Origin of the sequence: Coprococcus intestinalis, from assembly GCF_023656595.1 — a bacterium.
Lineage (GTDB): Bacteria > Bacillota > Clostridia > Lachnospirales > Lachnospiraceae > Coprococcus_A > Coprococcus_A intestinihominis.
In genome coordinates this window covers 1-21,938 of sequence record NZ_JAMOKJ010000021.1, presented here as the reverse complement: position 1 = coordinate 21,938, position 21,938 = coordinate 1, and the positions used below count along the sequence as shown (strand labels likewise).

The window sequence follows — 21,938 nt, the reverse complement described above, 5'->3', positions numbered from 1 at the left end:
GACGCAACATTCGCAGGCAAGCAGTTTTCTTCTGCTGACAGAGAATGAAGCTCCGCAGGACGCACTACTCTCGATAGAGAGTATAGAAGTGCGCCCTTAGAGTTCTAAGGGTATTTTTAGATAATTGGGAATGTTTCTTTGTCAAACTGCGTAACATTGAACACGATACGCCACTCGACATCATCACCAACCGGTTCAAAGTGCAGAGCAGAACAAGCAGCATGAAGTTTTTCTTGTGAATTTGTTCCATATATAACTGCTGTCGGACCATCTGCACCACCAATAACACCAACAACAAAACAGGAACTACTGCCAACTGGACGGAACGAATGATCGTCTGGTGTAACTTCTATCGGTCTATCGCCTTCATCACAGTCAAAAACCGAAATGTTCTCCATCGGTTCAGGGGTAAGTGTATAACTCATGGCAATATAATGTGTCGGATAAATCCAGCGATCAGAACCAAAACTATTTTGAGGAACTGTCTGCTGTTCTATTTCCTGCACGGTCAGTGTATGGGTTATTCCGCTAACAGGATGGGAAAACATAAATGAATCTCCGGGTGCGTGAACTTTGAAATGTGAGCCTGGAACTTGTCCTGGTTGCTGCTCCATTGTAAGAAAAAGTTTATTGATTTCAGGGTGATGCTTGGTTCCCCAAGGAAATACGTCTCTGCATATGACCCAGCCATAAGTACTATCCAGCCCATAATGGTCGATTGCCCATTTTGCTTCCAACTCATTGATGACGCCATCTGGCAGACAAGGATTAAAGCTCACAGCGCAGCCATGGGTTGTCTGTAATATTTTCTCGTTTAACTTCAAGCAAGGTTTGAAGTTAAAACAAAGTGGGTTTTCCCATTCCATCTGCATCTGTTGCTCACGGGTAAAATTTTCACATGAGTCATTTTCCCAGTCCAGATTCCATTTTTTCATGAAGTCACGGATGCTTTCTGAATCAACTCGCATACAAAAATCAACGACAAGTCCTTTGCTACATGAATAAGCTGCCGGAATTACCCAATGATATCCAGCCCAATCGAATTGTTTATCCAGCTTGATCTCTTTTCCGGCACGGTCTTTACCTCGATGTCCCCAGAAATCTCCATCAAAGTAGACCTTCCATTCAGGGGCAACCAATTCTGCCTCTGAAGTCATATCATTATCGTAATAATCTTCTGTGTATTTAATCTGACTGTAATCAAAGGAAGATTGCAGGTTTTTGATATATGTCCACGGTTGTTCCATAGGCAACAAATTCATCTTCTCTGAAATTTCCGATAAAGTTTGCTGTTGTTCCTGGGTTGTAGGGTTTTCATTGAGAAAGGCTTCAAACTGTGCTTCGTTCCACATCCACGCTTGTTCCACTGCCGCCACATCACCACAAGCCAGTATAAGCCGCAGAAAGTCGGTAAAATTTTCAGCTACTGGATGAACATAATCAGGAGAAGTATTCATGGGGCTGACAGAGAAAACCATCTCTCCAAATCCACGAATGAAACAGAAGTGGATACCATCTATCCCTGCCCATCCAAAAACCGATGCCCCTTTTGGGGTACAAAAATAATTTGTATTATCCTCACGGAGTTCAACTCCCACAGGACTTAAATCGACACCCCGCTGTAAAAATTTTTTCAAAATTCTATTCATTAAGCATCCCCCCATAAAATTAGTGCTATCACGCTCTTTATTGTAGTAAATTTTATCACAAGAGTGTGAATAAATCTACTGGCGAATGCTGAAACCGCCCGAACAGTTTCTTTCTGCTCAGGCGGCTTTCTTCATCTATTTTTCTTTCTTCTGCTGCACTTGTTCATGGGCTTCCTGCTGAACATCAGCCCAGCGGAAAAGCCATACTTGAAGTGACTTTCACTTTCTTCACATTGGGCGATTGCTGTCTGCGCCCGGAGTTCCTGCACCAGCTCATAGTCCTCTTTGCTGAGCCGCTGGGACAACTGCTCCATGAGCTTTTCACAGGCTATGACTGCCTTTCGGTATTCCGGTGATGTAGGTACAACTGTCTCGCAGGGATAAAACTCCCCATTATACATGGCTTCCAAAATCATAGCTTTACCTCTCTCAACAGTAGATTAGTTCCGTCTTGATGATTTCCTCTGCCCGGCAGCGGATGGAGTTCATTGACTGCACCCATAACATCTGATTTTCCGCTTTCATGGCTTCGGTCACGCCCTCGGCTTTCATCATCTGCCGGATAATCAAGTCCAGCCTGTCTGCCGCCTGCTCGTTCAGATCGGCAACGACGGTGTGGAGCCTGCCGGACAAAATTAGCTCGTTGTAAAGCATGGGACGGTGCAATTTCAGATAGGACTGGTGCAAGCGTCCCCAATGCCCAATAGGTCGGCGTTCCTCCGGCAGCTTCAAGTCCGGCACATAGTAGTCGCCCACCAACACATAGTCCATACCGTTCTCATGGATTCTCGGTTTCAACTCTTTCATAAAATCACGCTCCCTTTCTCGGTCCCAGCTGCGGCAAACTGCTCACCGGGATAAATACCCCTCTGGCAATATCCTCGGTGCGGATTGCCTGTTTTCTGGCTTCAATCTCCGCTTTTTTCTTGGCTTTCGTGCGCTCCTCATACTCTTTCTGTTTACCATTGGCTTTCCGCTTCAAGTAGTTCTGGTGGAGCCTGTCCTTGCGTTCCTCACGCTTGCGGATTTCCTCTAATTCCTCCGGGGTAAGCTCCACTTCGCCAAACGCAGGGGGAACGAAACGACCCACGAAATTGAAGTAAATCTCGACCTCCTGTGTGGTCTGAATACTGCCCTTGCGGTCACGCTCATGCACAAGGATTTTCTCAATAAACTCATTGAGCATGGCAATCGTCAGCTTGTCGAAGTTCTCATACTTGTCAATCAGAGCGATAAAACGGTCAGCGTCCTTTTCGTGCTTCTCGTAGCTCTTGATAGCCTTTTCCAGAACAGAGATTTCAGCGGTAAGCTCGGTCTGCTCCTTTTCATATTGAGCGTCCAGAGTGGCATATCTGCTGTCAGACAGCTTTCCTAAAATGTTGTCCTCATAGATTTTGCAGAGCAGGACTTCCAGCTCGGAAACTCTCTGCTTTGCGGTGGCAAGGCGTGTCCGCTGTTTCTTGACCTCTGCCGTCTGCTGGCTGGACTGCGCTTCCTGCACCACTCGGACAAACTCGGCTCTGTCATGCTTCGCATACTCGGCAATAGCTTTGAGCATTTCGGAAACAAGGGACAGTACCACATCTTCATTGATACGGTGCTGTGTCGTGCAGAGCTTTCCAACTGGGACTTTGCTGTATTGGGAACAGGTATATTGAGAAATGCGCTTGCCGTTGTTGGTGCGGTGGACATACATCTTGCCGCCGCAATCGGCACAATAAAGCAAGCCTGTGAGGGGAGCTGCTTCGCCCCAGCCGTCCGGGTAGCGTCTGACATTCCCACGGATTTTCTGCACAAGGTCAAAGGTCTGCTGGTCAATGATAGCTTCATGGGTATTCTCGAAAATCGTCCATTCGTCCTCCGGGACATAATGGCTTTTCTTGTCCTTGAAGTGCTTTCGAGTCTTGAAGTTGATGGTGTGTCCCAGATATTCACGCTTTTCAAGAATGTTGCAGATGGTGGAAGAACCCCAGCCGTACATATCTTTGAAAGTCTTGTTTTTGTTCACGCCCTCGCCGTGTTGGGCAAGGTAAGCAGACGGAATAAGCACCTTTTCCGATTTCAGTTTGCTGGCGATCTGATACGGACCGTAGCCGTCAATCGTCATGGCAAAGATGCGCTTGACCACATCAGCGGCTTCGGGGTCAACCAACCATTGGTCTCTGGCTTCGTTCCAGAGATAGCCGTAAATGACCGTGCCTGTGAGGTGCTTGCCGGACTTGCCTTTGGACTGGAAAGTGGAACGGATTTTACGGCTGGTGTCTCTGGCGTAATACTCGTTCATAATGTTGCGGAAAGGGGTAAAATCATCGTCCCCTCTGGCACTGTCCACGCCGTCATTGATGGCGATAAGGCGAACGCCACGCTGACGCAGGATTTCCATAATCTGACCGACTTTCAGATAGTCACGACCCATGCGGCTCATGTCCTTGATGCACAAATACTCCACATTCCCGGCTTCCACTTCTTTCATCATTGCTAAAAATCCGGGACGGTCAAAGCAAGTACCACTAATGCCATCGTCCGTGAAATGGACAATGTTTGTAAAGCCCTGCCGTGCGGCGAACTCCTCCAACATTGCCTTTTGATTGGATATGGAATTGCTCTCACGCTGTTGGTCATCATCTTTGCCAAAGTCATCACGGCTCAGTCGTTCGTACAGAGCTGTGATTTTCTCATTTTTTCTCATAACTTGCGCTCCTTTCTTCGGTTTTAGGTTGTGTGTTCTAAGAGACTTCCCAACCGCTTGATTAAGAAGTCTTTTAGAGCATACAACACCAGCCGCCATTTTGTATTTTTTATACTGTCTAACCGCAATTTCTTTTTACTACCAGTGGAAACCTAGATACTTTGGTTTGTCCCTTTTGAGTAGATGCCAGCTTAGTTTCTGGATCTCTGGCAAGTCTACCCATTAAAACAATCGTATTCATTCTTTTTGTCCTCCCTTTCTTCCTGCAACACCTTTCCCTGGTATTTCAAACAGGATAATAATCTGTGCATTTTCTGCACGAAAAAATGAGGAATGGAGTCGAACCATTCCCCACTTGCTACAGGATTTCTCCTGTAATATAAATAAGAAAATCTAAGTATTCGCATTTGGGCTTTGTCTGTACATATACATCTGATCGTTATCATTTCAGATAACCCGGCTGTAAAAATACAGCCACAGTCTCTGTTTCATCAGAGGTCCTGTACCTTTCGGTGGTATCATTATTGCTTCGCTCTTCCCGTAGGAGTCTTCGCCTGCACGAGCCGGATTAACTCCGGTAAGCATGTTTCTCAAGATGTATCAGCGCCTTCAATTGTCAAGGTGCAATCGGAAGAACTGTCTGAACCTCTTTTACGTTTGTGATTTTTGGAAATCAGAGGATTTTCAATTTACCTTCCATATACTCTGTATTGGGAGCGACAAAACCGGACATAATTTTAGAAATTTTTATAAATTATTTTTTTGAGGTGTAAAAAGACATAAAAAAAGATGTCAGGATTTCTCCTGACACCGTAGTGACTGTGCCAACTTCGTGCCCAGTGGGCACAAGGTTGGTTGTATTATTCTTCATTTCCTAATGATATTGGTTCTTTCTTTGTTTTCTTGTTTTTAGATATCATCTTATGACCTGTATAAATAGCCATAATCATACAAAGCAAAGAACTTGCCGCAAAATATTTATGGCTTGATTTTGAACCTTTATATCCGCTATAAAAAGTTCCTAGCATCGTTATCAATGCTCCGACAGACCAATATTCATGAGCTTTCATTCTAACATCTCCTTTTGTGTTAATTTTAATATGTGCCTTTTAATGAAATATGCAAACAGGAATTTGAAACGTGCTTTATAAATTTTTTCCGATCCCCTCAAGTTCGTTCATGGAATCCTTGTTTTTTTCAAGTTCATCTCTGGCTGTTGCGTAATATGATTTTTTGAAAAGCATATCCCATGAAAGATATTTTGCCATACAGTCAAACTGCTTATCAATCAGCTCATACTGGATACTGTCTACGGGAGAACCGCCTACAACAATCGTGCCAACTTTTTTATTTTTTAACTGCAATCCACGGCAGTAGCACTTATCAATGATAAGTTTCAATTGTGCTGACATTCCCCACCAATAAACTGGTGTAGCAAAAAGAATCATATCTGCGGCAGCAATTTTATCAATTGTAGGATTTGTATCATCCTTATCGACGCATCCCTTAAAGCATTGACAGACACCACACCCCTTGCATGGTGCAATGTTGAGTTTGTCAGGTTCAATGATTTCAATTTCATTTTTTTCTGATGCTCCTTTTATAAATGCATTGATTGCTGTCAGCGTGTTTCCTTTTCTGGCACTTCCATTAATGATTACAATTTTCATGCGTGTATCCTCCAACTTCCGATTTCATGATATCATTTCTAATACAGATTTTACCGTATTTTTCAGATTCAGTCCATCTTTTAATCCCAGTCGATAGAAAAATTCTTCTGTTTCTGCTCCACTGCTAAAAATTGCATTACAGTATTCCGTAATCACTTCTTCCTGTTCTTGGGATAACGTTTCCAGTAATTTCTGGTATTTCTTATCAATCTCACTTACTGGCTCTTTATCCTGATTCAACTTCCGTTCTAAATATGCTTTCCCCATATGCTCTGTAATTGTCAGATTCACAAATTCCTGCACTTTCTCTGGTATGGTACTCGTAGATTCCTGTTTAGCTTTCTTTTCGTCATTTGATTTTTCAAGTGTTGTATCATCAATATAACGAATGATTTCTCGAATATTTGACTTCATCGACTGCAGATATACCCATACCGATATGTTGGAGTAGAACAAACACTACTGTCGTAAGAATCGCTGATTTCATTGTCCAGTCCGTGCTGATTCCAAACCCAATACTCAAGACTTCTGTCACAACAGAGATTCCAGCTATCAGATAGCAGAATCCAGCAGATAATCCAACCAGGAACACCAGCACAATATTCACCGCTGCAAGTACCAGCCAAACAGGAGCTGCAATAATTCGAAATGGCAGTTTTATCATAAATCTCAACATAATTCTTCCTCCTACTTTGTGCCCAGTGGCACAAAGTTCTTACCCGTCCGGAATATCCTTACCCCACCACCCGGTAAGCAAACGAAACTGATAATCCAAAGAGTTCTGCAATGTCTTCCACTGATAAATACATTTTTCTCTTACGCATGAAACCATTCCTTTCCCTCTTCCTGTGGAATCTCACAAGTATCTTCTACTCCGTAGAAACGCTTCACAAAATACTTTGTCGGAACTTTTCCCCTAAGCGTCAGGTAGCCCTGTTCTTCCAGTTCCTTGTTCAGATTTCCGATAATCTCATAAGCCGATGTCTGTTTTACTTCCAGAAGTTCACATATATCGGCCGCCTTTAAAAATAATTTGTTCTGCATAATCAGTACCTCCTGTGTTTTGAATATTTATCTCTTCATATACTCTGTACTGGCAAATGCAAAATCGGACATCATTTTCCGAAATTTATCAAATTTTCTTGTTTTTTAATTCTCCATCAGTGTAGTTACTGTGTCATGGAGTTTAGCTCATCGAAAATAAAGAACCTTTCTGTGGTATCTGTTTTCTAAATGCAGGCAACAAAAAAACAGTCTGCCTTGACGAAAATCACTTCAATCAAAACAAACTGTTCTTCATATTTACTCTAATTTTATTTTATGAGAATAACTGATTTCACGAAATTTGCAGGTGAATCTGGAATATAAACAAGAGAAAAAAATATTTTTCAAACTCCATTTCGAGACTCTATCATATGCCGTAAAATCCCCTATTTTAGGGCAATTTAAAGCAATATAGGAAACAATTAAACCATCAAAAATCAAACTGTTGTGCAATCAGCGTGCAATCGCATCAACCGCCTTTTCCAATAGCTATTTCTCGCATATGGATACATTTCCCCTGCAAACAACCGATAAAAACAAGTCCCTATGAGCAAACATCCCATGGGTACTTTCCTTAGATAGTATCCTATCATAAGAACTAATGCTTCTGAAAGGATAAATAAAAATTATTGATTATCCCTCTACGTCGCAAAATACTATTTAGCATCGGTTACAATCGGAAATCTCATTTCAACAATAAACTCTTCTTTCTCTATCTTTGCTTCAATCTCTCCATTCATCCGACTTACCAACTCCCTTGTAATAGATAGTCCCAATCCAGTAGATGTTTTACTTCTGGCAACATCTGCTTTATAAAATCGCTCAAATACCTGATCTATATTAATCTGTTCTGGATGTGTAACCTGATTGCTGATTCTAAGCACCGCCTGATTTTGATCACGTTCCAACACAATGCTAATCTTCTTTTCTCCATGATCCAGCCCATTTTTTATTACATTTTGGATAACACGGCGAAGCCCTTGCCTGTTTCCATGTATATACAACTGTTCTTCCGTAATCTGAATATCAGGCTGAATTTCCATTCTTACCCAGTCATCATAGTATGAAAAAACAGTTTCTTTCATTATCCGGTTAATACAGCAAGGCGTCAATTCCAAATTATAAGATTCGTTTTTTAACTTTGTAAATGTAAAAAGTTCTTCCAGCATTTCATTCAGACTATGAATTCTTTCGTGGATAATGCCTAGATAACGTTTCTGATCCTCCACATTTTCACATTCTTCCATAAGCTGGAAATATCCATCCAAAGATGTCAATGGGGTTCGAATATCATGAGAAAGATTTGTATAAGTATCCGCAATCAGAGTTTCTTTCTCTTGATACTGCTGCTTCTCTTTTCTCCGCAGTTCCAGAAGTTCATTCAACCTGTCTGAAAGCGTTCTTATTCCTCCCATATCAAATTCATGGTTAATCAACATGTTACTGTCATGTTTCATCAAAAACGCCAATTGGCGGCAGATGTCTTTCACCTGCCGCTGGTATTTCCACATAATAATAAATTGTAAAATAATAATTCCTGCTAATATCCCAATTACGATATACATCCGTTAAATATCCCTCTTTTGAAAAACAACGCTACTAACAGATATCATTATAACAATGAACACCATTGCTACACCGAATGCTGCCAAGCACTCATTTCCACTTGGATTCATAGGAAGCAGTGATAATTTTCCAGTTATCGTATACTTATAAATCTGGAAATTCTGAATTCCTATTTTTTGAATAGCACTGTTGACCACTCCATACACAATGGTCATTACATTCATAGTAAGACAGACAGCAATGACCATGCTGATTACATTATTTTTCAAAATAATTGCAATCGCCATACAAATCAGCACAAGTGCATAATGAAGAGCCAGCTCCGCCACAAAATAAGATAAAATCGCCTTTGTATTTCCCCATTCCAATTCCCCGAAAACAATACAGTTCGCCGCTGCCTGAAATAAGAATGCCCCGGTCATTGTCAGTACCGAAAAGACAGACAATGCAATTGACCTGGAAAAAATCAAAGATCCCCTATTTCCAACCTGACCTCCAATATTTTTAATATAGCCGCTGCTGATATCCGCTGTTGAAAACAGAACAGCAAAAATCACCAGAAACAGTGCATAAAATTTCCCCTGTGAGTTTGCAAAGAAGATGTCAAATACCGTAACCTTTTCTCCCGGCTCCGTAGGCAGCGTTACCATCATTCCCACATTAATATTATCCACAGTAGGTTCAGTAACCTGCTCCTGTTTCATGGCATCCTTTTCAGTCAAAAGCTCATAATCTGTCTTGCATAAAGATGTTGTAATCAATAATATTGCTGCCAGTACGATCCAGATTACATACATACTTTTGGTTTTAAACATCCGGTATAAATCCATTTTTATTATATTAAGCATGATCCACACCTCCCGTCAGATTCAGAAAATAAGTTTCCAGTTCTTCACTGGTTATGGAAATCCCTTTTACCGGAATTCCTGACTTTGCAAGTTCCATATTCAACGCTGCACTTTCATTCAATCGTTCAAAAATATGAATATGTTCTTTATCTGTTACTTGAAAGTTGGTAAATCCCATAGAATCCAGCACAGGAATCGCCAGTTTCGGATGATCCAATGTCAACTCCATACGTTCACTGCATCTCCTCATTAATTCTTCTCTTGTAATTTCCTGTAGGAGACTTCCATTATGAATAATTCCATAATCTGTAGCAATCTTAGATAATTCCTCCAGAATATGACTGGAAATACATATTGTCATATTCTTCTCTTTCTGAAGTCTCTGAATCGTATCCCGGATCTCTGCAATACCCTGTGGATCCAATCCATTGATTGGCTCATCAAGAACTAATAAATCTGGTTCTCCAACCAAAGCAAGACCAATTCCCAAACGCTGTTTCATTCCAAGTGAAAAATGTTTTGTTTTTTTCTTTCCCACATTCTCCAGACCGATAATTCTCAATATTTCTTCAATATAACTTTTTTTCTTTATTCCAAACAGCTTGCATTTGATATTCAGATTTTCATATGCAGTCATATCTCCATAAAGTCCCGGTGCCTCAATCAGACATCCTATCCGTGATCGAACTTTTTGCAAATCCTTTCCCTTGTATCCGAACATCTCGATTTCTCCACAAGTTGGCTTGGAAAGTCCACTGATCATCTTCAGACAAGTTGTCTTCCCAGCTCCATTCCGACCGATAAAACCATAAATAGCACCTTTTTTAATATGCATATTGACACTGTCCACAGCTTTATGGTGTCCATATTGCTTAGTCAAATTTCTTGTTTCCAATAACATTTCGCTCAAGTTTTTCATCTCCTTTTTCTTATCTGCATTTATCATAAAGGAATAATCCTAATCAAACGCAAATAAATAGTAAAAAAAGAGTAAAGATTATAGATGAAGACGATAACCGATTCCCCAGACTGTTTCAATATATTCCTCAGATGTAACTGTTTTTATCTTTTTACGAATATTGCTTATATGTACATCCAGAGTTTTTGTTTCACCCATATATGGTTCGTCCCACGCATATTCAAAAATGTCCTCTTTACTGAAAACCTGCTTCGGATTTCTGAGCAGTAATTCTAAAATCGCAAACTCCTGTCTTGTTATCTTAGGAAGTATTTTTCCACCAATGCTGACCTGAAAAGTAGCTTTGTTCAATACCATCTCTCTGAACGAAAGGATAGATTCTTTTATTTCCTTTTCTTCTGTATGACGAAGCTGTACCTGAATTCTTGCCAGTACCTCTCTGATTTCAAAAGGTTTCGTTATATAATCATCAGCCCCACTAGTTAAAACCTTTACCTTTTCATCCAAGCTATCTTTCGCAGTCAAAACAATAACCGGAAGATTTCCCTTTTTCCGTATTTCCTCCAGAACTACTTCTCCTGTAATTCCCGGCAACATCAAATCCAGCAACACCAGTGCATAGCTATGCTCCTGCATATTCAAAAGCAGCTTTGCCTCAGTTCCGGAAAACGCCTGCTCACAGGAATAGCCTGCTTTGGATAATGCTTCCTGAAGCAGATTATTGATATTTGTGTCATCTTCTACAATCAGTATTTTCTGCATGATAGTTCTCTCCTCTATTTTACACTGTGAAAACATTATTTTCTTGCATTATACGCTTTTCCCTTTTTTCCCGCAATTACTCCCCACAGATCCCCGGAATTCTCCAGTACATAACATACTTTTTGTTCCAGCTGAACTTATAATTTTCAGTATTGCTGTGCTTCCAAGATGCATATATCACTTTTTCCTTACCATTATGCCTTTATTTCTCCATCAGTGCTTTCGCAACCCTTATCCCGCCCACAAATAGAGCCAAACTGGAGCCATTTGATAAAACAAATGCCGGAAGCCCGCATAAATACAGGATTTCGGCATTTTAATCCGTTATTCAAACTCGGCAATTACTAATCAATTTTGTTTAGAGATTATTTATTGCCATGTTCGCTTTTCTTTCAATTATTTAATTTATCCATATTATCCTGCCTATACAGGCTAATATTATCAATTTGTTATCGGTATTGATAACACCCGCTCCGTAGCTGTGGATAATAGCAATATATTCCGATTCAGATTATAAGCGGTTTTGCTTAGGAAATCAACCATTTGTTTCTGTATCTTCAATAAGATTTTTCTTTAATGCCGCAATCGTATCCTGGTTCTTTCTCAAAAGCTCTAATTGCCTGTACGCTTTTTCTCTTAATATTTTCAGTCTTTCAATTTTAGACACTTCCTGTCTTATCAAATCTGCATTTGTATCTTCCAGATTGATAAGCACAACCAATTCTTCTGCTAAAGCAAAATCTCTGATATTAGGAGTTTTCCCCTTTATTCCTTTTTCACTTCTCCATTGTGCTGCCGTTTTTCCAAACAAAGCCATATTTAAAATATCTGCTTCTGAAGCATATGTATATGCCATTTACTGCGGAGATAATGTGGGCGTTATCAAAAATTCTTTTACTGCATCTGTGTGGATACGATAGTTTATTTTTGAAAGTTCTCTCTTTACATCCCATCCAATCACTAACCGATCTGCTTCATCTTTCTTTAACCGCTGATAATCTTTGATAATATAAAGCTTAAACTCCGGTGAAATCCATGAAGCAAACTCGAAAGCTATATCTGTATGGGCATAAGTGCCGCCATACCGTCCCGATTTTGATACGATACCGATTGCATCTGTTGCTTTTATCCATTGCTGCGGTGTCAGCGTAAAAGCATTATCACCAGATTCTGCTTTAAACCTATCGAATTCGATAGGTTTAAAATTGGGATTGTGAATTTGTTCCCACAAGCCCAAAAATGAAATCGTAGAATGATTGCGCATCCAGTTTGCTACCACGATAAAAGCATTGTCTGGATTTTTATATTTTGCAATATCAGTGAGTGAAATGTAAGCGTCTTCATTAACAACATCGCCCATCACTCTGATTTCTGTTCCATTGGCATCTATTTTCATATTCTTCATATTTTCTCTTCACCCCGCCCATTCTATTTTTCAAATATGCTCTACACTTGTGCTACAAGCATATCACACACCATCTCATAAATAAATCCACAGTTAAAATTTTACGTTGATAACGAATTTCAATGTCTATTTCCTTAAAATACAGCCTAATAGAAAAACAACAGGCAATCTCATAGACTGCCTGTCATCTAAAATAACCCATATAGAATTTTAATTATTCAAACTCGCAAATAAAATCTTGACACTATACTTTTTAGTATTGGTATTATGGTTCTGTTTGGTTTTATATGTGTCCTACTGTCCTAAATCCATAGGCTGTACTGAACGGTGTTATCATTTTGTTATCAAATATATGTTATCATTTTCCTAAGACAATTTTTCAATATTTCTTTAAACAGATTTTATCCACATTTTAAAGTCTAAATTTAGATTTGTTTTATTATGTATATTTATAATTGCAATTATAATTCCTACTGGGGTTAAACTATAATCCCCTGGAATACTATTCATTGCTAATGGTAGTATTTCTTTAACCTTGCCTATATCCAAATTGTATCTTTTCGCATACACCTCGTCTGCATTTCCTAAAGAAATAGTTAATAATCTAAGCATATATAAAAAGGGGACACTGCTCTCTATCCCATTTGTAATTGGCATTTTTGAGCAAATATATTCACAATGTTCTTTAAGTAAATCAATAGAATTAATAGAATTCATCCTTGTTTCTTTACATAAAAATATTAGCGAAAGATAATTTAAATGAACTTCTGATAGTGATTTTACAATTTCTACAGCTTCATCTAAAAGGATTTTCATATAGTAGTCATTATCATAATTTATTCTGTTAACAATAAGATCACTTAACAAATCATGTAATGTTTGAGTTCCAAATCGTGCATATTCCTGATGTGACTTATTTAAAATATATTGAATATCAGGATCTGAAAATTCAGAGAAATTTGTTTTCCCTTGTTTTTTTAGTTTATCTACTATATTTTTACACAATTCTTCTGCTCGCTCTTTAGCAATCTTCTTGGCTTCTTCTTGCAGTCTAGGAAAATTATCCATAAACAATTTTATAGCTAAATTACTCGCTTCTTCTGCTGTCATACCATAATAATTATTTTGTTCCCCAATCTGTGTTGTATCGGATCCCAGTGCTGATTTCTGTATTACTTTTGTCTCATCACTCATCGTTTTCCTCTTTCGTATAATAGTTATTTTGAATTCCTATTTGCGTGCTTTTTGTACCATAATTAACTTGCTCTATTCTTGTTTGATTTTTTTCTTGCTTTTTCTTACAAAACACTTTTTTTATTGCTGCAAGTATCAATGTTACGGCAGTTACTCCTATACCACTAAAAAACCATTCCTTATTTTCACTAATCCAATTTATTATTTTATCCATAATTATGCGTCCTCTTGCACCAACTTTTTAAGCACGGAAAATCTTATTCAAAAATCCTTGTAATATCCTGATATCGGTTAACTACACGATAAATCTCTACATATTCGTTACCGACCTTATAGATAATCACATAATCTTCCCATATCGCATATTTATAATCTGTCCGAAAGCTGACCCGTTTGGAGAGATCCGACCCCATTCCAGGAAATATCTGAAGATTTTCAAATTTATCATAAATCTCTTTTATCGTCTTCGCAGCATATTCCTCGTTGTCTTCGGCAATATAATCCCGGATATCTTTCAAATCCTTTGCAACAATCGGATTGATCCGCAGTTTTAACATCTTATTCCCCCACAAGTGCTTTTAATTCATCCAAATCCAGCCAGCCTTCTCCGTCTTTCACTGCTTCTTCAGCTTCCTGCAGCTTCATCAGAAGCTTTTTCTCTGCCCGGTCACGTTCATAATCTTCAATATCCATGACAACGAAACGTCCTCTGCCATTCTTAGTCAGATATACTGGTTCTCCTTTATGACAGTTCTTCAGGACTTCATTATAATTTCTCAAATCAGATACTGGTAAAATATTTGCCATATTCTTTCTGCTCCTTCCTTTGATTTCAAATTGTTTCTGCTACTTCTATTATACACAAAAAGCTGTAAAATTCAACGTAGATTTTTACAGCTTTTATTTTATCATTTCTATATATTTTTATCGCAATCTATTTTAAATATTGAGAAAAAATCGCCTCCAATTCTTTATTTTCTTTCAAAAATTCATACTCTTCTTTATTTTCAATTTCTGTAGCTAATGCACGAACAAAATTATTTCCAACGCCTGAAGAAGACTTTCCCTGTACTGTATCCGCATATCTGTAATATAAAGGTGATTCCACCATCTTCCATGGCTTCTGTGACTCCATCAGCACTTCTTTTATCAACTGAATACATTTTTCTACATCCTTTCGATACACGGCAATCAATAGATATGGTACTACTTTACCGTAATCCCACAGACCAAATAACGATACCATATGTTCTGTGATTTCGGCAATCTCCTCTGCTTTACAATGATTTCCGGTTTCTTCTTCCATTTCTATCAACTTATACAGATAGTTTTGTATATTCGTAACTGTCTGCATCAGTTTTCCCTCTAAAAAGAACGCTGCAATATCTGTCCCTTCCTGGTGTGCTAATACATTCGTTTTCATAATTGTGCCATCTATCACAGTATCTGGAATTTTACCCAAAAAGATATTTGCTTCTTTATATTTTTCCATTTGTATATATTTGGCCGCAAGCATAAAAATACTGGAAATCCTTACCTTTTCATTCGGACTTTCAGCAGTTCGTTCCAGCCATTCAACAATCACATTATTGCATTCCAACTTTTTCTCATCATCGACATCGGATAAAGTTAGCGCCGCATTTAGAACAGTAGCAATTGAATAAATCAACGAATCACAATGAGGATATTCCTTTATTTTATTTTTTCCCATCTCAAAAGCCTTTATAAAGCTATCCAATGAAACTTCCGAAAGCTCATTCACAAATTGTCCAATCTCTTTTTCTGTCAATTCTTCACGAAATGAAAATAGTTCATTCATATCAATTTTTAATAATCGAGCAATTGCCGGAAGTAATGATATATCTGGATATGTGTTTCCTTTTTCCCATTTATTTACCGCAGGAGTAGAAACGTCCAAATAATCCGCCACCTGTTCTTGTGTTAATCCCGCAGTTCTCCGATAGTTTTTTATCTTCTCACCAATTTGCATTGTTCCTACCTCCTGTTTATATTCTCATTATAGTATTTCTAATATGTGTTTACAATTGAGCCTTCGTTTAATTATGGCTTCGATTTCTTAACTACCGGTTAAAATCTGCGAGAAAAATGCTCTATTTTATAGTTCTACAAATAAAAATATCCTTAAATTTAATTAATTCAAGAATAAGTGCATCAGTACTCCAATTAAGAAGCAAATCATCGCTGTAACACCCGCACTGATAATAACCTTTAATATATTTTGATAAGGACGTTTTCCCACTTCAACTGCCTTATGAAGTTCATCCAATTTTTTTTCCTCCGTAAATGCAACAATTTCCTTATAGGTTTGTATATCATTTTTCTTTTTTAGTTTTTCAACCTTTAACGCCCAGTACTTTGTAATAATAAATAAAATCCCAAACGGAATATACGCATACCTTCCGAGCCACATAAACAAAGGTACTGCCGATATAATCAACACGGCCAAATGAACTGTATAGATGGAACCATAATAATTAAACTTTTTAATTTCTTGCTCGCTAATAATTTCTTTCATTTTCTCTATATCTCCTTTAATTAATTGATCGAGAGATACATTAAACAATGAACTAAGAAGTAACAAGCTATGAATATCAGGATAACTCTTTTCGTTTTCCCAATTAGAAATTGTCTGTCTTTGTTACATATACCTTTTCTGCCAATTCCTCCTGTGATAGATGAAGCTCTGTTCGGTATTTTTTTATCTGTATACTCAGCTCCATATAATTTCCTCCCTTCGCAAGTAATTTGTTCTCTTGATCTGAGCCAAGAATAATCATTTTTTCATTATCTGTCTATCAAAGATATTTTACTTAACGGAAAACACAATGTCAAAAGAGTTTTACACTACAACACTCATGCCTTTTCAGCAATTTTTATTTTCATCTTTGTAAAAAGCAGCCTTTCGATCACCCTTTCTACTCACATATATACCCTCTCTTTCAACACAATTTCTTCTGCACAGACTTTGATGCCATTCATTAAACCAACCCATTTCATCTGATCCTGCCTCTTTAAGTTTTCGTTCACGCCCTGTTTTTCTGCCATCTGTTTCATTAACACTTCTACCTGCTCTGTTGCTTCCTGGTCAATCTGATTCAAATGTGCTGTCAACTTGCCAGATAATAACAAGTTTTAATACCGTATTGGTCTATGTTCTTTCAAAAACTGTTTCCGTAACATTCCATATTTTCCATATGTCGGTTCTTCTTCATTCAATACCAGATTCGGCAAATAATAATCTCCACACAGAATATAGCTTAATCCGTTCTTTTCATCATAAATGTGTTTTTCCATGATTTTATCTCTCCATTTCTCTATTTTTTAATTTATTTTTCTTACGCTGCTGATTCTCCATCTCACTCTTTTTTATTCCCCAGGCTAATCTTTCATGAATACTTCCCTTCGGCATTTGTTCCATCCGCTACTTTTCTTCCAGAGCTTTCTCGTTGCAAATATCCTGCTGTACTGCCGCATCTACCGTCTCTATTCCCAGAACACACACAACACGATCATACCTATCAGAAACGCCTTGCATTATATTCTTTTCTTCTGATAATTTATGATTTTCTTTACGCATATCATCCAACTCCTTCTGAATACCGTTATATTTTTGTTTCAGCTTTTGATATTTGCTCTTCCAATTTTCCACCTCTTTTGTAAGTTCTTTAAACTGTGCAGCCATTGCCCCAACCTTATTTTTTATCTGAAGAAACAGCGGTTTGATTTTTTTGTCCCGGTAGGTTGCTGCCCGTTCCAACGTGCCTGCTTCCGGTAACAACATTTTAACTGTTCCATATTCTTTTATTTCCTTACTCACATTATCCATAATCGGCTGTAACTATTCCCTGCGTTCTTCCAGGCTTTTTAATTGTTTTTCTGCTGTTTCTGCACGCTTTTCTGCGGCTTTTTTATCTCTAAGCGCCTGTTCTTTACTTTCCTTCAAAAGCTGTACGTCTTCTCTGGATTCTATGATTTGTAAAGCCAATCCTTCGTTCTCTGCTGAGGTGCCCGCAGTCCAAAAGAAAACTATCTGAATGCACTGGCTGATATTTTTGATGTCTCTCCGCATGCACTGGCTATCCCGGATATTGACAGCTATGCAGGACTTATGCATACCTTATTTACATTAGAATGGTTCTGTTACTCTTTGGTGTTTTCGGGTCTGTAATTACATTTTTACCTTCCAGCCTCTGATATGACTTGTTTATCCGAAGTGTTTTCTTTTCAAAATTGAAATCTGCCGATGTCAGAGCAAGCAGTTCTCCCAAACGCATCCCTGTCCAGTACAGTATCATAAAGGACATATATGACTGCCTCTTATCCATGATGCAATCTACAAACTGTCTGAATTCGTCTATCGTCCAAAAACTCATTTCCTCTGCCCTGCTTTTTCCGATACTTCCGGCTTTTGTACAGGGATTGCCTTTCAGGTCATAATACTTGACCGCATAATTAAATATTGCACTCAGTTGGTTATTGATTGTTTTCAGATAGGTAGGCGAGTAACCTTTTTTAATCAGTTCGTTCTGCCATCGTCTGATATCCGCAGCGGTAATATCATTCACACGTTTCTTCCCAAAGTACGGAAGAATTTTCAAATCGATAATATATTTTTTCGTTCTCATGGTATGCTCACGCAGACGTGTTTCCATGTCTGCGTAATACATCTTCAGAAACTCCTCAAATTTCATATCGAAATCGGCTTTTTGTGTGACAAGAAAAGTCCTCAGCCATTCCTCCGCTTCTCTTTTGGTAGCAAATCCCCGTTTTGTTGATTTCCGGCGCTTTCCCTGCCAATCCGTAAATCGATACTGGATTAACCATTTTCCTGTTTTAGGATCCTTTTCAGCCTTCATGTCTTACCTCTCCTTTCTTACGTACTATAGCCATACCAGCGTTTTTCTAAATAACGTCTGGGAACTTTGCCTGCAATGACCAGGAATCCCTGTTCAGCCAGTTCCTGATTCAGCTTTCGAATAATCTTATAAGCATGTCCAACAGAAACGCCCAACATCTCAGCGAGTTCACTTGCAGTAATATAAATTTTGTTTTCTTCTGCCATATTTCTTTCCTCCTTTTCTCATTGTAGCCTTATCGCTACTTTTTATATCTTCATTATATGTAGCGATATCGCTATTGTCAAGCGTTTTAAAATGCTTATAGAAAAAATTTTTTAATCATGATATAATGTAGTCATCTCGATACAGGAAAGGTGATGAAAATGACCATAGGCCAAAAAATTAAGTATTGCAGAAAACAAATCGGTATCACACAGGATAAATTAGCTGAATTAACTGGTATCCATCCTGTTTCCATCCGAAAATATGAAACAAACAAAATGCAGCCACAACCTCCTCAATTAGAGAAGATCGCAGCTGCTCTCGGTGTTAGTTACAACGCACTGAACGGCAGTGACACTGCCGGGCTCCGTCTGAAAACAGTCGGTGACCTCATTGGCGTGCTTATGGTGCTTTGTAATTCCGGCATCCTACAGATCAGTGGCGAACGTGGGGAGGATAAGCTATTGAAAGAAGAAACAGTATCTATTCAATTCAATCCTATCCTTTCCTCTTATCTGGAATTTGGATATACCACCAGATGGAAAGCACACACATTATCCTTGCAGGATATTCTGTTAAATATCAAAAGCTACAAAGTATTGAATGACCTGTTAAAGTGGGAAAAAATGAATTTCATTTACCATAGTGCTTTGAAGTCCGCTGGAGGAAATCCAAACGAGGCTACTCAAGCAGCTATTGATGAAATTACAGAAACGAAAGAAAAAGTGGAGTTGGAATTACAGAAGTCACAACAACCACTTTAAATCACGCCAACATCAAGGATGATAAATTATGAAACGATATGGATTACTTCTTAGTTGTGAAGAATATAAACAATATGATGATATTTATTATTGTCACAGTGATGCTTTTCTGATGCAAGAAACACTCACGAACTACTGTGATTATGATTATTCAAACTTAGAATTGAATATGGCATATATCGATGATGATAATACACCCGAACAAATTTACGGAAAACTATCACAACTTATAAACAATGCATCTTCTGATGATACAGTTATGTTTTATTTTGCAGGGCATGGCATGAAAATTGGAACAGAAGGTTTCTTAATACTACCAAACACTAAAAGAAACAACGTTTCAAACACAGCTCTTGAATTAAAAAAGCTAAATGAAATAATGTTAAATAAAACATGTAACTGTTTTATAATTTTAGATGCTTGTCATTCTGGCATTTTGCCCAGAGGTGATATAGGTAATTTGTTCATTGAAACCCTATCAGATAAAAGTTGTGTTACATTAGCCTCTTGTTCTGAAAACGAATGTAGTTATCCTGATACAAATTTGGAACAAGGAGTGTTTACTTATTATCTTGCTGAAGCTATAAAAAATAGTCCGCCAGATCAACCAATACTCTTAGACAAGTTAAAAATACAAATATGTGAAAATCTGAAAATTTGGTGTTCACAAAATTATAAAAAACAAACACCTACTTTAATTGGTACAATAGTTGGGAACCCGTCTATCGCAAATAGGAACTCAAACTCTTATGAATATGCACTTATTTCGCATGAAAAGGAGGAGGTTATTACTGTGGAAAATACACATTTAGAGATTGTTCCGGTAAATAATGCAAATATAGTTTCTCAAACTCTCTGGCAAAGCAACTCCGGTATAGAACTTCCAAAAGTTGCAAATTTGGATGTTATATTGAGTTATAATTATCAGTTAAAAACACGGGAACTATCTGCAATCTCCACAAATTATAATGCTGGTTTCTTTGAAATGGCTTCTGAATCTATTTGGAATCGTTCTATTACCATTTTACGCAATAGAGTTTTAGCATTAGGACCTCAGTTTGTTAGTGAAATGGTGGGAATTGATAATCTTGATTATATTCACAATCTACCTGCTTTTGAAGTAATAAATTTGGCAATGGAATTAGGTTTTATAAATTCTACAGGAAAGATGCGATTAACACATGCTAATGAAATAGTTCAACATTATTTAGGGCGTGATGTTACAGAAGAAATGCCACAAAATGAAAGTGATTCTGTCATCAGACCTTGTATACAATATATTTTAGGATATGAAGATTCAAATATTCAAATTGAGTATACTGACTTCAGAACAAGTTTAAAAATTGAAAATCTTGTCAACAATCCTGCAAAACTGGAATCTCTTAATACCAGTCCATATTTTTATAAAAAAACAACTATACGAACTTTGGTTAATTTGCTTTCATCAACAGAAGGTGCTGAATTCGAAACGGTAGAATCAAATTTCATTCTAATAATAAAAACACTTTGGGCTGGTCTTACATCTGATGATAAATATTTTTTAGGATTAACATTTAGCAAACATAAGAATGCTGGAAATACTAAACTTATCTCAGCATATACGAAAGCCTTAATGTCTGTTGGCGGTTTCGACTATGTTCCAGAAAACTTACGTTCATTGAGCTTTATTGAAGCAGCCAAAAAGATTAAAAGCACACATTATGCTATGAATAATTTTTATAATGAACCTGGTCCCGTTAACAAATTAAATAAAATGGGAACAAAAATTCCAAGACCTGCAATTAAAGAGTGTATTAGTGCAACATTAATGGTTCTTTTAGGAAATGCTTACGGAAAATCCTATGAAGCTGTTACACCCGCAACTAATATATTACAAAAACTCTCTCAAAACGATTGGATTTACTATATTGAACAATGTTTACCTCATGATGAAGAAGTTCTCCAAAAAATTTCTGCTGGGGATATGCGCACAGAGCGGTGGTGTGATATCGTCAAAAACTTTAATCTCATTTCATTTGAATATAGTAATTCCAAAATACAGGAATTCATAAAATTTTCAACAAGTTTAGACAAAAACAATACCAAGGTTTGTGCTAACTCATTTTACAAAAAAATAATTAACTCAAATTAATAATTTGTACTCAAACTGTACTCAACAGACATAGTAAGAGCCCGGAAACCCGCATAAATGCTGGATTTCCGAGCTCCATTTTTTTATTCAAACTCTACAAAGACTAACGCTTTTTGTTTAGGAATTATTCTCTGTAATGTTTCTCGTTCTTTTGATTATTTGATATATCCATATTATCCTGCCTATACGAGCTAATGTTATCATTTTGTTATCGGC

The 21,938-nt window shown here is 37.8% G+C and carries 25 protein-coding genes and 4 pseudogenes; 3 read left to right on the top strand and 26 right to left on the bottom strand.

The features are described from left to right. Positions 1-116 precede the first annotated feature (116 nt). The 24 genes and pseudogenes from NBH03_RS13675 to NBH03_RS13565 all read right to left on the bottom strand — a co-directional run bounded on the left by NBH03_RS13675 (position 117) and on the right by NBH03_RS13565 (position 17,752). A complete protein-coding gene (locus NBH03_RS13675; protein WP_015573038.1) occupies positions 117-1,649 on the bottom strand; it encodes a hypothetical protein in 1,533 nt (510 codons plus the stop codon). A gap of 131 nt (positions 1,650-1,780) precedes the next feature. Beyond that, positions 1,781-2,065, bottom strand: coding sequence for a DUF6809 family protein (locus NBH03_RS13670; protein ID WP_005944778.1), 285 nt, complete (start codon positions 2,063-2,065; stop codon positions 1,781-1,783). Positions 2,066-2,078: 13 nt separating this feature from the next. Then, positions 2,079-2,456 carry a TnpV protein gene (locus tag NBH03_RS13665; RefSeq protein WP_005944774.1) on the bottom strand — a complete coding sequence of 126 codons (378 nt, stop codon included), beginning with the start codon at positions 2,454-2,456 and terminating at the stop codon, positions 2,079-2,081. Positions 2,457-2,460: 4 nt separating this feature from the next. Continuing rightward, the gene (locus NBH03_RS13660) at positions 2,461-4,338 is read right to left on the bottom strand and encodes a DUF4368 domain-containing protein (RefSeq protein WP_250799898.1); all 1,878 of its coding nucleotides are present in this window, start codon (positions 4,336-4,338) and stop codon (positions 2,461-2,463) included. 118 nt (positions 4,339-4,456) lie between these two features. Continuing rightward, the gene (locus NBH03_RS15925) at positions 4,457-4,579 is read right to left on the bottom strand and encodes a single-stranded DNA-binding protein (RefSeq protein ID WP_284703468.1); all 123 of its coding nucleotides are present in this window, start codon (positions 4,577-4,579) and stop codon (positions 4,457-4,459) included. 619 nt (positions 4,580-5,198) lie between these two features. Then, positions 5,199-5,408, bottom strand: coding sequence for a DUF6219 family protein (locus tag NBH03_RS13655; protein WP_009300563.1), 210 nt, complete (start codon positions 5,406-5,408; stop codon positions 5,199-5,201). Between the two features lie 75 nt (positions 5,409-5,483). After that, on the bottom strand, positions 5,484-6,008 hold the full coding sequence (locus NBH03_RS13650) for a flavodoxin family protein (protein WP_250799897.1): 525 nt from the start codon (positions 6,006-6,008) through the stop codon (positions 5,484-5,486). Between the two features lie 24 nt (positions 6,009-6,032). After that, positions 6,033-6,422: a hypothetical protein gene (locus tag NBH03_RS13645; RefSeq protein WP_250799896.1), complete on the bottom strand. Its 390-nt coding sequence runs from the start codon at positions 6,420-6,422 to the stop codon at positions 6,033-6,035. Next, positions 6,385-6,684 carry a hypothetical protein gene (locus NBH03_RS13640; protein ID WP_250799895.1) on the bottom strand — a complete coding sequence of 100 codons (300 nt, stop codon included), beginning with the start codon at positions 6,682-6,684 and terminating at the stop codon, positions 6,385-6,387. Before NBH03_RS13640 ends, NBH03_RS13645 begins: the two co-directional genes overlap by 38 nt. Positions 6,685-6,824: 140 nt before the next feature. Beyond that, positions 6,825-7,052 carry a hypothetical protein gene (locus tag NBH03_RS13635; RefSeq protein ID WP_008705329.1) on the bottom strand — a complete coding sequence of 76 codons (228 nt, stop codon included), beginning with the start codon at positions 7,050-7,052 and terminating at the stop codon, positions 6,825-6,827. A 656-nt stretch (positions 7,053-7,708) separates the two neighbouring features. Next, entirely contained in the window at positions 7,709-8,617 is a 909-nt protein-coding gene (locus NBH03_RS13630) for a sensor histidine kinase (RefSeq protein WP_250799894.1), read from the bottom strand. A 3-nt stretch (positions 8,618-8,620) separates the two neighbouring features. Continuing rightward, positions 8,621-9,466 carry an ABC transporter permease gene (locus tag NBH03_RS13625; RefSeq protein ID WP_250799893.1) on the bottom strand — a complete coding sequence of 282 codons (846 nt, stop codon included), beginning with the start codon at positions 9,464-9,466 and terminating at the stop codon, positions 8,621-8,623. Beyond that, positions 9,459-10,412 carry an ABC transporter ATP-binding protein gene (locus tag NBH03_RS13620; protein WP_250799892.1) on the bottom strand — a complete coding sequence of 318 codons (954 nt, stop codon included), beginning with the start codon at positions 10,410-10,412 and terminating at the stop codon, positions 9,459-9,461. Before NBH03_RS13620 ends, NBH03_RS13625 begins: the two co-directional genes overlap by 8 nt. A 51-nt stretch (positions 10,413-10,463) precedes the next feature. Next, positions 10,464-11,147: a response regulator transcription factor gene (locus tag NBH03_RS13615; protein ID WP_250799891.1), complete on the bottom strand. Its 684-nt coding sequence runs from the start codon at positions 11,145-11,147 to the stop codon at positions 10,464-10,466. A gap of 535 nt (positions 11,148-11,682) precedes the next feature. Further along, positions 11,683-12,552, bottom strand: a pseudogene (locus NBH03_RS16140) (KilA-N domain-containing protein). 390 nt (positions 12,553-12,942) lie between these two features. Next, complete coding sequence (locus NBH03_RS13605; RefSeq protein ID WP_250799890.1) at positions 12,943-13,746, bottom strand: LPO_1073/Vpar_1526 family protein; 804 nt, start codon at positions 13,744-13,746, stop codon at positions 12,943-12,945. Then, positions 13,739-13,960 carry a hypothetical protein gene (locus NBH03_RS13600; RefSeq protein WP_250799889.1) on the bottom strand — a complete coding sequence of 74 codons (222 nt, stop codon included), beginning with the start codon at positions 13,958-13,960 and terminating at the stop codon, positions 13,739-13,741. Before NBH03_RS13600 ends, NBH03_RS13605 begins: the two co-directional genes overlap by 8 nt. A 43-nt stretch (positions 13,961-14,003) precedes the next feature. Beyond that, positions 14,004-14,303 (bottom strand): type II toxin-antitoxin system RelE/ParE family toxin, encoded by a 300-nt coding sequence (locus NBH03_RS13595; protein ID WP_250799888.1) that lies wholly within the window; start codon positions 14,301-14,303, stop codon positions 14,004-14,006. Position 14,304: 1 nt separating this feature from the next. Beyond that, positions 14,305-14,553: a type II toxin-antitoxin system prevent-host-death family antitoxin gene (locus NBH03_RS13590; RefSeq protein ID WP_005333597.1), complete on the bottom strand. Its 249-nt coding sequence runs from the start codon at positions 14,551-14,553 to the stop codon at positions 14,305-14,307. A gap of 127 nt (positions 14,554-14,680) precedes the next feature. After that, on the bottom strand, positions 14,681-15,736 hold the full coding sequence (locus NBH03_RS13585) for a helix-turn-helix domain-containing protein (RefSeq protein ID WP_250799887.1): 1,056 nt from the start codon (positions 15,734-15,736) through the stop codon (positions 14,681-14,683). A 162-nt stretch (positions 15,737-15,898) separates the two neighbouring features. Continuing rightward, positions 15,899-16,282 (bottom strand): hypothetical protein, encoded by a 384-nt coding sequence (locus NBH03_RS13580; RefSeq protein WP_331476149.1) that lies wholly within the window; start codon positions 16,280-16,282, stop codon positions 15,899-15,901. A gap of 404 nt (positions 16,283-16,686) precedes the next feature. Next, positions 16,687-17,061: pseudogene (locus NBH03_RS13575) on the bottom strand (TnpV protein). A 127-nt stretch (positions 17,062-17,188) separates the two neighbouring features. After that, the gene (locus NBH03_RS13570) at positions 17,189-17,593 is read right to left on the bottom strand and encodes a hypothetical protein (protein WP_250799886.1); all 405 of its coding nucleotides are present in this window, start codon (positions 17,591-17,593) and stop codon (positions 17,189-17,191) included. A gap of 12 nt (positions 17,594-17,605) precedes the next feature. Further along, positions 17,606-17,752: a hypothetical protein gene (locus NBH03_RS13565; RefSeq protein ID WP_250799885.1), complete on the bottom strand. Its 147-nt coding sequence runs from the start codon at positions 17,750-17,752 to the stop codon at positions 17,606-17,608. Positions 17,753-17,770: 18 nt separating this feature from the next. Between NBH03_RS13565 and NBH03_RS16135 the strand changes: the two are divergent. Then, positions 17,771-17,899: pseudogene (locus NBH03_RS16135) on the top strand (helix-turn-helix domain-containing protein); the annotation flags it as partial. On the opposite strand, the pseudogene NBH03_RS13555 reads toward NBH03_RS16135, so the two are convergent. Both NBH03_RS13555 and NBH03_RS13550 read right to left on the bottom strand, forming a co-directional pair. Beyond that, a pseudogene (locus NBH03_RS13555) lies at positions 17,898-18,623 on the bottom strand (tyrosine-type recombinase/integrase); the annotation flags it as partial. The pseudogenes NBH03_RS16135 and NBH03_RS13555 sit on opposite strands and share 2 nt — an antisense overlap. 17 nt (positions 18,624-18,640) lie before the next feature. Further along, on the bottom strand, positions 18,641-18,829 hold the full coding sequence (locus NBH03_RS13550; RefSeq protein ID WP_250799884.1) for an HTH domain-containing protein: 189 nt from the start codon (positions 18,827-18,829) through the stop codon (positions 18,641-18,643). Between the two features lie 153 nt (positions 18,830-18,982). Here NBH03_RS13550 and NBH03_RS13545 point away from each other — a divergent pair, with 153 nt between their 5' ends. Further along, on the top strand, positions 18,983-19,591 hold the full coding sequence (locus tag NBH03_RS13545; RefSeq protein WP_250799883.1) for a helix-turn-helix domain-containing protein: 609 nt from the start codon (positions 18,983-18,985) through the stop codon (positions 19,589-19,591). A gap of 28 nt (positions 19,592-19,619) precedes the next feature. Continuing rightward, complete coding sequence (locus NBH03_RS13540) at positions 19,620-21,722, top strand: caspase family protein (RefSeq protein ID WP_250799882.1); 2,103 nt, start codon at positions 19,620-19,622, stop codon at positions 21,720-21,722. Positions 21,723-21,938 lie beyond the last annotated feature (216 nt).